Origin of the sequence: Chimaeribacter californicus, assembly GCF_002858675.1 — a bacterium.
Lineage (GTDB): Bacteria > Pseudomonadota > Gammaproteobacteria > Enterobacterales > Enterobacteriaceae > Chimaeribacter > Chimaeribacter californicus.
On record NZ_PJZF01000026.1, the window covers coordinates 15,225 to 30,039 of the forward strand.

General features: G+C 63.2%; 11 protein-coding genes. 10 read left to right on the plus strand and 1 reads right to left on the minus strand.

Annotated elements, in window-relative coordinates:
* The first annotated feature begins 11 nt into the window (after window positions 1-11).
* From ubiI to CYR55_RS20865, 5 genes are all read left to right on the plus strand, one after another.
* Window positions 12-1,223 carry an FAD-dependent 2-octaprenylphenol hydroxylase gene (gene ubiI / locus CYR55_RS20845; protein WP_101818265.1) on the plus strand — a complete coding sequence of 404 codons (1,212 nt, stop codon included), beginning with the start codon at window positions 12-14 and terminating at the stop codon, window positions 1,221-1,223.
* A gap of 518 nt (window positions 1,224-1,741) precedes the next feature.
* Entirely contained in the window at window positions 1,742-2,839 is a 1,098-nt protein-coding gene (gcvT, locus tag CYR55_RS20850; RefSeq protein WP_101818266.1) for a glycine cleavage system aminomethyltransferase GcvT, read from the plus strand.
* Window positions 2,840-2,868: 29 nt separating this feature from the next.
* Complete coding sequence (gcvH, locus tag CYR55_RS20855) at window positions 2,869-3,255, plus strand: glycine cleavage system protein GcvH (protein ID WP_101818267.1); 387 nt, start codon at window positions 2,869-2,871, stop codon at window positions 3,253-3,255.
* A gap of 79 nt (window positions 3,256-3,334) precedes the next feature.
* Window positions 3,335-6,214, plus strand: coding sequence for an aminomethyl-transferring glycine dehydrogenase (gcvP, locus tag CYR55_RS20860; protein ID WP_101818268.1), 2,880 nt, complete (start codon window positions 3,335-3,337; stop codon window positions 6,212-6,214).
* Window positions 6,215-6,279: 65 nt separating this feature from the next.
* The gene (locus CYR55_RS20865) at window positions 6,280-7,026 is read left to right on the plus strand and encodes an SDR family oxidoreductase (RefSeq protein ID WP_101818269.1); all 747 of its coding nucleotides are present in this window, start codon (window positions 6,280-6,282) and stop codon (window positions 7,024-7,026) included.
* 16 nt (window positions 7,027-7,042) lie between these two features.
* Here the strand turns inward: CYR55_RS20865 and garD are convergent, their stop codons facing one another.
* Window positions 7,043-8,608 carry a galactarate dehydratase gene (gene garD, locus CYR55_RS20870; RefSeq protein WP_101818270.1) on the minus strand — a complete coding sequence of 522 codons (1,566 nt, stop codon included), beginning with the start codon at window positions 8,606-8,608 and terminating at the stop codon, window positions 7,043-7,045.
* 427 nt (window positions 8,609-9,035) lie between these two features.
* Here garD and gudD point away from each other — a divergent pair, with 427 nt between their 5' ends.
* From gudD to CYR55_RS20895, 5 genes are all read left to right on the plus strand, one after another.
* The gene (gudD, locus tag CYR55_RS20875) at window positions 9,036-10,433 is read left to right on the plus strand and encodes a glucarate dehydratase (protein ID WP_101818271.1); all 1,398 of its coding nucleotides are present in this window, start codon (window positions 9,036-9,038) and stop codon (window positions 10,431-10,433) included.
* A 31-nt stretch (window positions 10,434-10,464) separates the two neighbouring features.
* Complete coding sequence (gene garL / locus CYR55_RS20880; protein WP_101818272.1) at window positions 10,465-11,232, plus strand: 2-dehydro-3-deoxyglucarate aldolase; 768 nt, start codon at window positions 10,465-10,467, stop codon at window positions 11,230-11,232.
* 68 nt (window positions 11,233-11,300) lie between these two features.
* Window positions 11,301-12,185 carry a 2-hydroxy-3-oxopropionate reductase gene (garR, locus tag CYR55_RS20885; RefSeq protein ID WP_101818273.1) on the plus strand — a complete coding sequence of 295 codons (885 nt, stop codon included), beginning with the start codon at window positions 11,301-11,303 and terminating at the stop codon, window positions 12,183-12,185.
* Between the two features lie 101 nt (window positions 12,186-12,286).
* Window positions 12,287-13,429: a glycerate kinase gene (locus tag CYR55_RS20890; protein WP_101818308.1), complete on the plus strand. Its 1,143-nt coding sequence runs from the start codon at window positions 12,287-12,289 to the stop codon at window positions 13,427-13,429.
* Between the two features lie 509 nt (window positions 13,430-13,938).
* A complete protein-coding gene (locus tag CYR55_RS20895; RefSeq protein WP_101818274.1) occupies window positions 13,939-14,760 on the plus strand; it encodes a DeoR/GlpR family DNA-binding transcription regulator in 822 nt (273 codons plus the stop codon).
* Window positions 14,761-14,815 lie beyond the last annotated feature (55 nt).

A 14,815-nucleotide genomic window follows, 5' to 3' on the forward strand; every position in this document is an offset into this window, starting at 1 on the left:
GGAAACTCATTATGCAATCTTTTGATGTGGTCATTGCCGGTGGCGGCATGGTTGGGCTGGCACTGGCGTGCAGCCTGCACGGCAGCGGGCTGCGTATTGCGGTGCTGGAACACCAGCCGCAGGAGGAGACGCCGCTGACGGCGGAACATTCGGTGCGCGTCTCGGCGATCAACGCCGCCAGCGAGCGCCTGCTGCAACATATCGGCGTCTGGGACGAGATCACCGCGCGCCGCGCCAGCCCCTATGCCGGGATGGAAGTGTGGGATCATGACAGCTTCGGCCGAATCGCGTTCCGCGCCGATGATTACGGGTACGCCCATCTGGGGCATATTGTAGAGAACCCGGTGCTGCAACAGGCGCTGTGGCAGCGTGCCGCCTCGCTCTCTGAAGTGACAATGCTGGCCCCGGCGCAGCTTAAAAGCGTGGCCTGGGGCGAAAATGAAGCCTTTATCACGCTGGAAGATGGCCGGATGCTCACCGCCCGGCTGGTGGTCGGCGCAGACGGCGCCAACTCCTGGCTGCGCCGCCACGCAGATATTCCGCTGACCTTCTGGGATTACGGCCACACCGCGCTGGTCGCCACCATCCGCACGGAGGAGCCGCATCACGGCGTGGCGCGGCAGGTGTTCCACGGTGACGGCATTCTGGCGTTCCTGCCGTTCTCCGACCCGCATCTCTGCTCGATTGTCTGGTCACTGCCGCCGGAGGATGCGCTAAGGCTGGCGGCGCTGGATGAGGCGGCGTTTAACCGCGAACTGGCGATGCAGTTCGACCTGCGCCTGGGGTTGTGCCGGGTTGAGGGTGAGCGCCATACCTTCCCGCTGACCGGCCGTTACGCCCGCAGTTTTGCCGGCCACCGGCTGGCGCTGATTGGCGATGCGGCGCACACCGTGCACCCGCTGGCCGGGCAGGGCGTGAACCTCGGCTTTATGGATGCTGCCGAGCTGTCGGCTGAAATCCGCCGCCTGCAAAAGCAGGGCAAAGATTTTGGCCAGCACCTCTACCTGAAGCGTTACGAGCGCCGCCGCAAGCACAGCGCCGCGCTGATGCTGGCCGGGATGCAGGGGTTCCGCGATCTGTTTGCCGGGCAGAACCCGGCGAAAAAGTTGCTGCGTGACCTCGGCCTGACGCTGGCAGACACCCTGCCGGGCGTGAAGCCGCGTCTGGTACGGCAGGCTATGGGGCTTAACGATCTGCCTGACTGGCTTAACTCTCCGTCCTGACACGCCCTTCTGATGAGGGTCAGGCGGCAACGGCGCACGTTGCCGCCTAACCCTGCTGTTTTCAACGGTTTTTCCGGCTCTATCCCTTCATCACGCTCCTTTTTTCTTCTGAGATTAACGCTATGCCCTAAAAGGGGGCAGGCCGTCGTGCGTTTGAAATATTCTAATTTTACCCCCTGTTTCGCATTAGTTTAAATTATCTGAAGGCAGTTAGCGGGATGGGGTTCTCCAGCCTTCCAGGCTCTTTTTGTTACGGAATATCGTATGAACTGCACGCCGATTGTTAATTATGTGCCGCGCACCGCAGTTTTTCAGTGGAATATTCTGCACGATAAGGCCGCACTTTTTTGGTGCCCGGCCTCACCCGGCCTATTTCAGCTTATGGATCGGCACCCGGTTCGGTGATAAGTTCAGCAAAAGGATAACGATTGCGTCGCTATACTTCCGTTAATGGGATGGGTTAAAAAGTGACCAGTTCGTCTCCGCAGAATCACACTCCAGCAGGCAATGAGGGAAACATGGCAAAGCAGACCCCGCTTTATGATCAACACGTCGCGTGCGGCGCGCGCATGGTGGATTTCCACGGCTGGATGATGCCGTTGCACTACGGCTCGCAGCTTGATGAACACCACGCCGTGCGTCAGGACGCCGGGATGTTTGACGTCTCGCACATGACGATTGTGGATGTGAACGGCGCACGCACCCGCGACTTCCTGCGTTACCTGCTGGCCAATGACGTCGCCAAACTAACCCAGCCGGGCAAAGCGCTCTACACCGGGATGCTGAACGCCTCCGGCGGGGTGATTGATGATTTGATCGTCTACTTCCTGGCGGAAGATGCCTTCCGGCTGGTGGTGAACTCCGCGACGCGGGAAAAAGACCTGGCCTGGATCAACGAACACGCCGCGCCCTTTGGCGTGGCCCTCACCGAACGTGACGATCTGGCGCTGATTGCGGTGCAAGGCCCGCAGGCCAAAGAGCGCGCCGGTACGCTGTTTACCGGCGCACAGCGTCAGGCGGTGGACGGCATGAAACCGTTCTTCGGCGTACAGGCCGAAGATCTGTTTATCGCCACCACCGGCTACACCGGCGAAGCGGGCTATGAAATTGCCCTGCCCAATGAAAAAGCCGCTGACTTCTGGCAGCAATTGCTGGCGGCCGGAGTGAAACCGGCGGGCCTCGGCGCGCGTGACACGCTGCGGCTGGAAGCGGGCATGAACCTCTACGGCCAGGAGATGGACGAAGGCGTCTCTCCGCTGGCGGCCAACATGGGCTGGACGATTGCCTGGCAACCGGAAGATCGTGATTTCATCGGCCGGGAGGTGCTGGAGAAGCAGCGCGAGCAGGGCAGCGAACAGCTGGTTGGCCTGGTGATGACGGAAAAAGGCGTGCTGCGTCACGGCCAGCCGGTGCACTTTATTGATGACGCCGGCAATACCCAGCAGGGCATCATCACCAGCGGTTCCTTCTCCCCAACGCTGGGCTTCAGCATTGCGCTGGCCCGCGTACCAGCCGGCATCGGCGACCACGCGATTGTGCAAATCCGTAACCGTGAAATGCCGGTACGGGTGACGAAACCTATTTTTGTGCGTGCCGGAAAACCGGTCGCGCAGTAACTGAATATTATTTTAAAGGAGAAGGCCCGATGAGCAATGTGCCAACCGAACTGAAATATGCGAGCTCCCACGAATGGGTGCGTGACGAAGGCAACGGTGTCTACTGCGTCGGCATCACCGAGCACGCCCAGGAGTTACTGGGCGACATGGTGTTCGTTGACCTGCCGGAGGTGGGCCGCGAGGTGACCGCCGGTGAGGATTGCGCGGTGGCGGAATCGGTAAAAGCCGCCTCTGACATCTACGCGCCGATCGGCGGTGAAATCGTCGAGGTGAACAGCGAGCTGGACGGTTCGCCGGAGCTGGTCAACAGTGAGCCCTACGCCACCGGCTGGCTGTTCAAAATCAAGGCGGCCGATCCGTCTGAGCTGGGCAACCTGCTGGATGCCGCCGCCTACCAGAGCAGCATTGACGAGTAATCCCCACGGCCCGGCCCTGCGCCGGGCATGACCCTCTGCCCGTGCCCGACCCGATGCATGATTTCAGGAATCTGTAGCAATGACCCAGACTCTCAGCCAACTTGAACACCGCGCGGCGTTTGTTGAACGCCACATTGGCCCTTCCGACGCCCAGCAGCAACAAATGCTGGACGCCGTGGGCGCCTCCTCGCTGTCGGCCCTGATCCAGCAGATCGTCCCGGCCGACATCCAGTTGCCGGGGCCGCCGGCGGTGGGCGAGGCGGCCACCGAGCATCAGGCGCTGGCGGAGCTGAAAGCGATGGCAGCACAGAACCAGCGCTACAAAACCTACATCGGCATGGGCTACAGCGCCGTGCTGACGCCGCCGGTGATCCTGCGCAATATGCTGGAGAACCCCGGCTGGTACACCGCCTACACGCCTTATCAGCCGGAAGTGTCGCAGGGGCGGCTGGAAGCGTTGCTGAATTTCCAGCAGGTGTCGCAGGATCTCACCGGGCTGGATCTCGCTTCCGCCTCACTGCTGGATGAAGCCACCGCCGCCGCCGAAGCGATGGCGATGGCAAAGCGCGCCAGCAAACTCAAGCAGGCCAACCGCTTCTTTGTGGCGGATGACGTCCACCCGCAGACGCTGGACGTGGTGCGCACCCGCGCCGAAACCTTCGGCTTTGACATCATCATCGATCGCGCGGAAAACGTGCTGGATCTGGACGGCGTATTCGGCGTGCTGCTGCAACAGGCGGGCACCACCGGCGAGCTGCATGACTACAGCGCGCTGATGGCCGAACTGAAAAAACGCAACATCATCACCGCCGTGGCCGCCGACATCATGGCGCTGGTGATGCTGACCGCGCCGGGCAAGCAGGGCGCGGACATCGTGTTCGGTTCCGCCCAGCGTTTTGGCGTGCCGATGGGCTACGGCGGCCCGCACGCCGCGTTCTTCGCCTGCCGCGATGAATTCAAACGCTCCATGCCGGGGCGCATTATCGGCGTCTCGCGCGATGCTGCCGGGAACACCGCGCTGCGCATGGCGATGCAGACCCGCGAACAACATATCCGCCGCGAGAAAGCCAACTCCAACATCTGCACCTCGCAGGTGCTGCTGGCGAACATCGCCAGCCTGTACGCGGTGTTCCACGGCCCGGAAGGGCTGAAACGCATCGCCGGGCGCATCCATCGCCTCACGGACATCCTAGCCGCCGGGCTGAAGCAGGGCGGGCTGACGCTGCGCCACACCAGCTGGTTCGACACCCTGACCGTCGACGTGCAGGACAAGGCCGCGGTGCTGGCGCGCGCGCTGAGTTTCGGCATCAACCTGCGCACGGACATCCACGGCGCGGTCGGCATCACGCTGGACGAAGCCACCAGCCGCGAAGATGTGCAAACGCTGTTGGCGGTGCTGCTGGGCGACGACCACGGGCTGGATGTTGATAAGCTCGATCGTGCCGTCAGCCAGGAGAACGCCTCGATCCCGGCCGCACTGCTGCGCCGCGACCCGATCCTCACCCACCCGGTGTTTAACCGTTACCACAGCGAAACCGAGATGATGCGTTACATGCATCGTCTGGAGAAAAAGGATCTGGCGCTGAACCAGGCGATGATCCCGCTCGGCTCCTGCACCATGAAGCTGAACGCCGCGGCAGAGATGATCCCGATCACCTGGCCGGAATTCTCAGAACTGCACCCGTTCTGCCCGCCGGAGCAGGCGGCAGGCTATCAGCAGATGATCGGCCAGCTGTCGCAGTGGCTGGTGCAGCTCACCGGTTATGACGCGCTCTGCATGCAGCCGAACTCCGGCGCGCAGGGTGAATATGCCGGGCTGCTGGCGATCCGCCATTACCATGAAAGCCGCAACCAGGGCGGGCGCAACCTCTGCCTGATCCCAAGCTCCGCCCACGGCACCAACCCGGCCTCCGCGCAGATGGCGGGCATGGACGTGGTAGTGGTCGCCTGTGACAAACAGGGCAACATTGATTTGAATGACCTGCGGGAGAAGGCGGCGCGCGCCGGTGACCAGCTCTCCTGCATCATGGTGACCTACCCATCCACCCACGGCGTGTATGAAGAAACCATCCGCGAAGTGTGCCAGATCGTGCATCAGTACGGCGGGCAGGTTTACCTCGACGGGGCAAACATGAACGCGCAGGTCGGCATCACTACGCCGGGCTACATCGGCGCGGACGTGTCTCACCTTAACCTGCATAAAACCTTCTGCATTCCGCACGGCGGCGGCGGGCCGGGCATGGGGCCGATTGGCGTGAAAGCGCACCTGGCGCCGTTCGTGCCGGGCCACAGCGTGGTCGCGATTGACGGCGTGCTGACACAAAACGGGGCGGTCTCCGCCGCACCGTTCGGCAGCGCTTCAATTTTGCCGATCAGCTGGATGTACATCCGCATGATGGGGGCCGAGGGGCTGAAACAGGCCAGCCAGGTAGCGATCCTCAACGCCAACTACATCGCCACGCGGCTGAAAGAGGCCTATCCGGTGCTCTATACCGGCCGCGACGGCCGGGTGGCGCACGAATGCATCCTCGACATCCGCCCGCTGAAAGAGGCGACCGGCATCAGTGAAATGGACATCGCCAAGCGCCTGATCGATTATGGGTTCCACGCGCCGACCATGTCCTTCCCGGTAGCGGGCACGCTGATGGTGGAGCCGACGGAGTCGGAAGGCAAAGCCGAGCTGGATCGCTTTATCGATGCGATGCTGGCGATCCGCGCGGAAATCAGCCGCGTGGCCGCCGGTGAGTGGCCGCAGGATGACAACCCGCTGGTGAATGCGCCGCACACCCAGGCGGAGCTGGTCAACGACTGGCAGCACGCCTACAGCCGTGAGCTGGCGGTGTTCCCAAGCGAGGCCGCGCGTGAAAACAAATACTGGCCGGCGGTGAAACGCCTGGATGATGTCTACGGTGACCGTAACCTGTTCTGTTCATGCGTACCGATGAGCGACTACCAGTAAACGCGTCAGCGTGACATTCCTTCAAAAGGCCCGGTTATCCGGGCCTTTTTTTATCAGGAGCAATCATGCAGAAAGTGGCAGTGGTGACCGGCGGCAGCCGGGGGATCGGGCGGGCGACCGCGTTATTGCTGGCGCGCGAGGGCTACCGGGTGGCGGTGAACTACCGCAGCAACCAGGCAGCGGCGGACGACGTGGTGGCACAGATTAGGGCCGCGGGCGGGCAGGCGCACGCCTTTGCCGCCGACATCGCCGACGAGGCGCAGGTGGTGGCGATGTTTGCCGCGGTGGATGAGGTGTTCGGCCCGCTGACGGCGCTGGTTAACAATGCCGGTATCCTGTTTAAGCAAGCGCGGGTGGAGGAGCTGGACGCCGCCCGCATCAACCGCGTGCTGGCGATCAATGTCACCGGCAGTTTCCTCTGCTGCCGCGAGGCGGTGAAGCGCATGGCGACGCGCCACGGCGGGTCGGGCGGGGCGATTGTTAACGTCTCCTCGGCGGCCTCAAGGCTCGGCGCACCGGGCGAATATGTGGATTATGCGGCGTCAAAAGGGGCGATGGACAGCCTGACCACCGGCCTCTCGCTGGAGGTGGCGGCGCAGGGCATCCGGGTGAACAGCGTGCGCCCCGGCCTTATCTACACCGATATCCACGCCGACGGCGGCGAGCCGGGGCGGGTTGACCGGCTCGGCGCACTGTTGCCGATGCAGCGCGGCGGCCAGCCGGAAGAGGTGGCCGCGGCCATCAGCTGGCTGCTTTCTGACGCCGCCTCTTACGTCACCGGCTCGTTTATCGATCTGGCGGGCGGCAAATAGCGGTGATAGAAAGAACTCAGGTCACTGGCGCGGGGTTGAACACCGCCAGCGCGTTGTGAATGCCCCAGCGATCTGACCAGGTCTGTTTGCGGCCGCTGGCGACATCCAGAATCAGCTCAAACAGTTGCTGGCCGACCTGCTCAATGGTCGCCTCGCCGGTGGCGATCGTCCCGGCGTTGATGTCGATCAGGTCGTGCCAGCGGTCGGCCAGCGCGGTGCGGGTGGCCATTTTGATCACCGGCACCGCCATCAGGCCGTAAGGGGTGCCGCGCCCGGTGGTAAATACCTGAAGCGTGATGCCGGAGGCGAGTTGCTGCGTGCCGCAGACAAAATCACTGGCGGGCGTGGCGGCAAAAATCAGGCCGCGCCGGGTCGGCCGCTGGCCGGGTGAGAGCACCTCGGCAATCGCGCTGCGGCCCGATTTGGCAATCGACCCCAGCGCTTTCTCCACCACGTTTGCCAGCCCGCCTTTTTTATTGCCGGGCGACGGGTTGGCGCTGCGGTCGGTCTGCCCCTGTTCCAGATAATTATCGTACCAGGCCATCTCCTCCAGCAGCCGTTTGCCGACCTGCTCATCCGCCGCGCGCGGCGTCAGCAGGTGAATGGCATCCCGCACTTCGGTCACTTCCGAAAACATCACCGTGGCACCGCAGCGCACCAGCAGGTCAGAGGCGAACCCCACCGCCGGATTGGCGGTCACACCGGAGAAGGCGTCGCTGCCGCCGCACTGCATCCCCACCACCAGCGACGACGCCGGGCAGGGCTGGCGACGGCGGCGGTTGAGCCGTTGCAGGTGGCGGTCGGCGGTCTGCAAAATATCATCCACCATCGACCCAAACCCGACATGCTGCTCATCCTGCAAGCGCACTACGCTGGCGGCGTTCACTGACAGCGGCTGCACATCCGGCGTGCCGGTCAGCAGCCGCTCCGGTTGCAGCTTTTCACAGCCTAAACCCACTACCATGATTTCACCGCCGAAATTGGGGTTCAGGGCGATATTGTGGATAGTGCGGATCGGGATCACCGCCGCCGGGGCGTTAATCGCCACGCCGCAGCCGTACAGGTGGTTCAGCGCCACCACGCCGTCCACGTTCGGGTAGCGCGGCAGCAGATCGCGCTCAATCAGTTTCACCACATGGTCCACCACCCCCGCCACGCAGTGCACGCTGGTGGTGATGCCCAGCAGGTTCTTGGTGCCGACGCTGCCGTCATCATTCAGGTAGCCGTCAAAGGTGTAGCCCTCCAGCGGCGGCAGCGGGGCAGGTACGCGGGTGGCGAGCGGCAGGCTCTCCAGCGGCGGCGCGACCGGCAAACTCACCAGCGACTCATCAATCCAGCTGCCTTGCGCGATGTCGCGTTCCGCGTAACCGATGGTTTCGCCGTAGCGCACAATCGCGCCCCCGGCGGCAATGGCGCGCAGCGCCACCTTATGCCCCTGCGGAATGTGTTCGGTCAGCGTCAGCCCGTCGGCAAAGCGCGTACCCGCTTTAAGCCCCTGATCGTTAACCACAATCGCCACGTTATCCTCTTCATGCACTTTGATGTAGAGCGGCTGGCCGGATGAAGCGGGAGAGGTAAGCATGGTGACATCCTTTTATTGCTGATGACCGTTAAGGGAAGTGGCGGCCGCAGCGGGCCGCGCCAGTCAGCAGTATACGGGAGCCTTAGCAGCCTAATCATTATGCGGATGACCGAACCCCGTACCGATTTTCCCCCGGTTTCTGGGCAAGCGACCAACCGGGCGTGAACAGCATCACGCCGCCGCGCCCGGCCATCGCGCAGCCTTTCGTGAACTGCCGCGCAGTGACTTGGGCAGATGCCAGAACCCCGTCCGTTAATCCACGACAATCCTGTTCTTTTGTCCAATGTGTAACGCCGGGGCGCTTCTTATACTTTTTGCTGTTTGTCGCCGGTTGCGGCGGCAAGCATGACCCCCGTACCTCTACGTATGCATAACAAAAATGACGTACCGGCACCCGCCGGCCCGATGGACAAGGAGGATTCACCGCATGAGCCATAACGCCCCACCCGCCGCATTCTCCGGCACCGCATCGCACCCTGACCCTTCCCACACCGACACCTCCGCCCCGCGCATTACCCGTATGCAGGTGATCCCGGTGGCCGGGCATGACAGCATGCTGCTTAACCTGAGCGGGGCGCATGCGCCGTTCTTTACCCGCAATATTGTGGTGCTGGAAGACAACGCCGGGCACACCGGCGTGGGCGAAATCCCCGGCGGTGAGGCGATCCGCCGCACGCTGGAGGAGGCGCAACCGCTGGTGCTCGGCCGGACACTGGGCGAGTACAAAAACGTGATGAACGCGGTGCGTAACCAGTTCGCTGACCGCGACGCCACCGGGCGCGGCACCCAGACTTTTGACCTGCGCACCACCATCCATGTGGTGACCGGCATTGAAGCGGCGATGCTCGATCTGCTCGGGCAGTGCCTCGGCGTCAGCGTGGCCTCGCTGCTCGGCGACGGCCAGCAGCGCAGCGAAGTCGAGATGCTCGGCTACCTGTTCTACATCGGTGACCGCACCCGCACCGGGCTGCCCTACCAGAGCCAGGCGGATGAGGCCTGCGACTGGTACCGGCTGCGCCACGAGGCGGCGATGAACCCGGCGGCGATCGTGCGGCTGGCCGAGGCGGCGTATGAAAAATATGGCTTTAACGATTTCAAACTGAAGGGCGGCGTGCTGGCCGGGGCCGAAGAGGCGGAGGCGGTCACGGCGCTGGCGCAGCGCTTCCCGCAGGCGCGCGTTACCCTTGACCCGAACGGCGCCTGGTCGCTGGAGGAGGCCATCACGCTGGGGCGGCAACTGCGCCATGTGCTGGCGTATGCCGAAGATCCGTGCGGCGCGGAGCAGGGCTTCTCCGGCCGGGAAGTGATGGCGGAGTTCCGCCGCGCCACCGGCTTGCCGACCGCCACCAATATGATCGCCACCGACTGGCGGCAGATGGGCCACGCGCTGTCGTTGCAGTCGGTGGACATCCCGCTGGCTGACCCGCACTTCTGGACGATGCAGGGCTCGGTGCGCGTTGCACAGCTCTGCCACGAGTTTGGCCTGACCTGGGGTTCCCACTCCAACAACCATTTCGACATTTCGCTGGCGATGTTTACCCAGGTGGCGGCCGCCGCGCCGGGGCAGATCACGGCGATTGATACCCACTGGATCTGGCAGGAGGGCAACCAGCGCCTGACGCGCTCGCCGCTGGCGATCCGCAACGGCAAGGTACAGGTGCCGGAGGCGCCGGGGTTGGGCGTGGAACTGGACTGGGATCAACTGATGAAAGCCAACGAACTCTATCACTCCCACGGGCTGGGCGCGCGCGATGATGCCGCCGGAATGCAGTACCTGATCCCCGGCTGGACTTTCGATAACAAACGCCCGTGCCTGGTGCGCTGAGCCGCCACCCGCTAACCCAAGGAAACCGACCATGACCGCGACGTACCCTAATCTGTTCCGCCAGAAACTGTTGCAGGGCGACACCCTGATTGGCTGCTGGTGCGCCCTCGCCAACCCGACGTCCGCCGAAGTGCTGGGGCTGGCCGGGTTTGACTGGCTGCTGCTGGACGGCGAACACGCGCCGAATGACATCACTACCTTTGTACCGCAGCTGATGGCGCTGAAAGGCAGCCCGAGCGCTGCCGTGGTGCGCCCGCCCTACAACGAGCCGGTGATCATCAAACGGCTGCTGGACATCGGCTTCTACAACTTCCTGATCCCGTTTGTGGAAACGGCAGAGCAGGCGCGCAATGCGGTGGCCGCCACCCGCTACCCGCCGGCAGGCATCCGCGGCGTGTCCGTCTCCCACCGCTCCAATAACTACGGGCTGGTGCCGGAATACTTCACCTCCATCAATGACAACATTGCGGTGATGGTGCAGATCGAGAGCCAGCCCGGCATCGACAATGTCGATGAGATCGCCGCCGTGGACGGCATTGACGGTATCTTCGTCGGCCCCAGCGATCTGGCCGCCACCCTCGGCTACCTGGGGCAGGCCAACCACCCGGAGGTGCAGGCCGCCATCCGCCACATCTTTGACCGCGCCAAAGCGCACGGCAAACCCAGCGGCATTCTGGCCCCGGTGGAAGCGGATGCCCGCCGCTACCTGGAGATGGGCGCGACCTTTGTGGCGGTCGGCAGCGACCTCGGCATCTTCCGCGCCGCCACCGTGGCGCTGTGCGACCGCTTTAAAAAGTAACCCTTTATGCGCGCTGCGGCGCGCCCCTGTTTCCACGCGTCAGCGTGTTTTTTCAAGAGGAATGAACCATGAAGATTGGTTTTATCGGGCTGGGCATCATGGGGAAACCCATGGCGAAAAACCTGCAAAAGGCCGGTTATGCGCTGGTGGTGCTGGATCACCACCCGGAAAATATCCGGGCGCTGACCGAGGGCGGTGCCATCGAGGCCGCCACACCGCGCGAGGTGGCGCAGCAGAGTGACATCATCATCACTATGCTGCCGAACTCGCCGCAGGTGAAAGAGGTGGTGCTCGGCAAAGACGGCGTGATCGAGGGGGCGAAAGCGGGCATGACGCTGATTGACATGAGCTCCATCGCCCCGCTGGCCAGCCGGGAAATCGGCGAGGCGCTGGCGGCGCACGGCGTAGCGATGCTCGACGCACCGGTGAGCGGCGGCGAGCCGAAAGCGATTGAAGGCACGCTGTCAGTGATGGCCGGCGGTGACAAAGAGGTGTTTGACCGCTGCTATGACGTGATGAAAGCGATGGCCGGATCGGTGGTGCACACCGGCGACATCGGCGCGGGCAACGTCACCAAACTCGCTAACCAGGTGATTGTGGCGCTCAACATCGCCGCGATGTCCGAGGCGCTGACGCTGGCGACCAAAGCCGGAGTCAACCCCGATCTGGTGTTCCAGGCGATCCGCGGCGGGCTGGCGGGCAGCACGGTGCTGGAGGCTAAAGCGCCGATGGTGATGGACCGCAACTTCAAACCGGGTTTCCGCATTGATCTGCACATCAAGGATCTGGCGAATGCGCTCGACACTTCGCACGAGGTAGGCGCGCCGCTGCCGCTGACTGCCGCCGTGATGGAGATGATGCAGAGGCTGAAAGCTGACGGGCTGGAGAAGGCCGACCACAGTGCGCTGGCCTGCTATTATGAGAAATTAGCGAAAGCTGAAATCACCCGGTAACCGGCCCGGCCGGGGCGGCGCACATGGCGGCCGCCCGGCAGGATTCAGAGGGCAGGGCAAGGCCCCTGCCACGGTACAGGATGTTGATGAAAGGGTTATTTATGAAAATTGTTATTGCTCCGGACTCCTACAAAGAGAGTCTGTCCGCGCTGGAGGTCGCCACCCAGATTGAGGCGGGCTTCCGTGAAATCTTCCCACAGGCAGAGTATGTGAAGCTGCCGGTGGCGGATGGCGGCGAGGGCACGGTGGAGGCGATGGTGGCCGCCACCGGCGGGCGCATTATCCGCGTGAAGGTCACCGGCCCGCTCGGCGACCCGATTGAGGCGTTTTACGGCCTCTCCGGCGACGAGCAGAGCGCCTTTATCGAGATGGCGGCCGCCAGCGGGCTGGAGCAGGTGCCGCCGCACCAGCGCAACCCGCTGCGTACCACCTCCTACGGCACCGGCGAGCTGATCCGCAATGCGCTGGATCACGGCGTGAAACACTGCATTATCGGCATCGGCGGCAGTGCCACCAACGATGGCGGCGCCGGGATGGCACAGGCGCTGGGGGCGAAATTGCGCACGGCGAAGGGCGAGGAGATCGGCCACGGCGGCGCGGAACTGGCGCAGCTGGCGGCGATTGACGTCAGTGAGCTTGACCCACGGCTGGCGCAGTGCCAGATCGAAGTCGCCTGCGACGTCACCAACCCGTTGACCGGCGATCAGGGCGCGTCGGCGATTTTCGGCCCGCAAAAAGGCGCGACGCCGGAGATGGTCAAACAGCTCGACGGCTACCTGGCGCACTATGCCCAGATCATTCAGCGGGATCTCGGCGTCGAAGTGGACAAGGTGCCGGGCGCAGGTGCGGCAGGCGGCATGGGCGCGGCATTGCTGGCGTTCTGCGGGGCGGATCTGCGGCGCGGCATTGAGATTGTCACCGAGGCGCTGGGTCTGGAGGCGCTGGTAAAAGATGCCGATCTGGTGATCACCGGGGAAGGGCGCATCGACAGCCAGACCATCCACGGCAAGGTACCGATTGGCGTGGCGAAGGTCGCCAAACGCCACAACAAACCGGTGATCGGCATCGCCGGCAGCTTAACGGCGGACGTCGGCGTGGTGCATCAGCACGGGCTGGACGCGGTCTTCAGCGTGCTTTACACCATCTGTACGCTGGATGAAGCGCTGGAAAACGCCGGTGACAATGTGCGTATGACCGCGCGCAACATCGCCGCCACCCTGAAGCTGGCCAGGTCTTTCCACTGACCCCCGCTCAGGCGTTGAACACGGTCTGCTGCGGCAGGCCGTTTTTTTTGTGAAATTGAAATCCGTTGCCCCGTGCTTTTCCCCGCCGTTTACCTTTCCCCTGCCTGTTCTTTTCTGCCCGGTACCCTTTTCCGCCCGGTTTATTTGTGTTTTTTGTGGCACAGCGCAACCGGTTTACCCCGCGTATGGCCTGACGCGGAGCTACGCTTTAAACGCGGGGGGAGAGCCAAAAACGGTCATCGCCACAGAAACGGGCATTAACGGTCAGACAGAGGCATGAGGGATTGTGACCGTTTACACATTCCTGTTTACCCAGGCTGCCCCGAAAACCCTGTTAACTGCAGGGCACCCCACAGATCAGATATTTAACATTTCATCTTCTTTCTTTTTTTCGTGAGCCACGCCACAGACCGCGCCGGGCGATTTTGCGCGCCCGGCGGCTTTGATGCCTCCCGCAAAACCACATTGACCCTTTACGTATTGTAAATACATCAGCCAGGAGAAGACCCATGTTGCCTGTAGAACGCCATCGCTTTATCGCCGACCTCCTCAGCCAACGGGGGCGGGTGCTGGTTCAGGAAGTGGCCGCGCTGTGCCGGATTTCGCTGGAGACCGTCCGCCGGGATCTGACGCTGCTGGAGCGGCGCGGGATATTGCAGCGCAGCCACGGCGGCGCGGTCTACATCGATTCCCCAAGCCCGGAGAAGCGCCCACTGCCGGGGCAGATTGAGCAGGGGGAGTCGTTCCGCCAGCGCAGCAACCAGGCGCCGGAGATGAAGACCCGCATCGCCAAGCGGGCACTGGGGTTTATTGAGCCGGGCGATTGCCTGCTGCTCGACAGCAGCTCCACCAGCTGGTTTCTGGCCCGCCAGATCCCGGACATCGAACTGGTGGTGCTGACCAATTCGCTGCACATCATCCAGACGCTGGCCGCCAAAGCCAATGTGCGCACCATCGGCCTCGGCGGCGAGTATTCAGCGAAGTATGAGGATTTCATCGGCGTGCTGGCCGAGCAGATGCTGAAGGAGTTTGTGATCAACAAAGTCTTCTTCTCCTGCCATGGCCTCAGCCCGGAGGGGGGCATCCGTGAGAGCAACGAGCACCATGCGCGGCTGAAGCAGCAGATGTTGCTGGCCTCGGAGCGCAAATTCCTGCTGGCGGATGCCAGTAAATTTGGCCGCCGGTCATTCGCCCGTATCTGTCACTACCGCGAGATCGACACCCTGATCACCGACCGGCTGGATGATGAGGAGTTCCGGCAGGAACTGGCCTGGAACAACGTGGATGTGATTGAGGTGGCCCCGGCCGCCCACCGCCGCCGGGGCGGCTGACCTTACCCCCGTGATCGCGACAGGTGGCATCCGGCCACCGCTTATGGAGAGAACA

Excerpts from the sequence above, each read along its gene's own strand:
- garR (WP_101818273.1), top strand. The coding sequence starts at position 11,301 with ATGAAGATTGGTTTTATCGGGCTGGGCATCATGGGGAAACCCATGGCG.
- garL (WP_101818272.1), top strand. The coding sequence starts at position 10,465 with ATGACCGCGACGTACCCTAATCTGTTCCGCCAGAAACTGTTGCAGGGC.
- gcvT (WP_101818266.1), top strand. The coding sequence starts at position 1,742 with ATGGCAAAGCAGACCCCGCTTTATGATCAACACGTCGCGTGCGGCGCG.
- CYR55_RS20890 (WP_101818308.1), top strand. The coding sequence starts at position 12,287 with ATGAAAATTGTTATTGCTCCGGACTCCTACAAAGAGAGTCTGTCCGCG.
- CYR55_RS20895 (WP_101818274.1), top strand. The coding sequence starts at position 13,939 with ATGTTGCCTGTAGAACGCCATCGCTTTATCGCCGACCTCCTCAGCCAA.
- gcvH (WP_101818267.1), top strand. The coding sequence starts at position 2,869 with ATGAGCAATGTGCCAACCGAACTGAAATATGCGAGCTCCCACGAATGG.
- gudD (WP_101818271.1), top strand. The coding sequence starts at position 9,036 with ATGAGCCATAACGCCCCACCCGCCGCATTCTCCGGCACCGCATCGCAC.
- gcvP (WP_101818268.1), top strand. The coding sequence starts at position 3,335 with ATGACCCAGACTCTCAGCCAACTTGAACACCGCGCGGCGTTTGTTGAA.
- garD (WP_101818270.1), bottom strand. The coding sequence starts at position 8,608 with ATGCTTACCTCTCCCGCTTCATCCGGCCAGCCGCTCTACATCAAAGTG.
- CYR55_RS20865 (WP_101818269.1), top strand. The coding sequence starts at position 6,280 with ATGCAGAAAGTGGCAGTGGTGACCGGCGGCAGCCGGGGGATCGGGCGG.
- ubiI (WP_101818265.1), top strand. The coding sequence starts at position 12 with ATGCAATCTTTTGATGTGGTCATTGCCGGTGGCGGCATGGTTGGGCTG.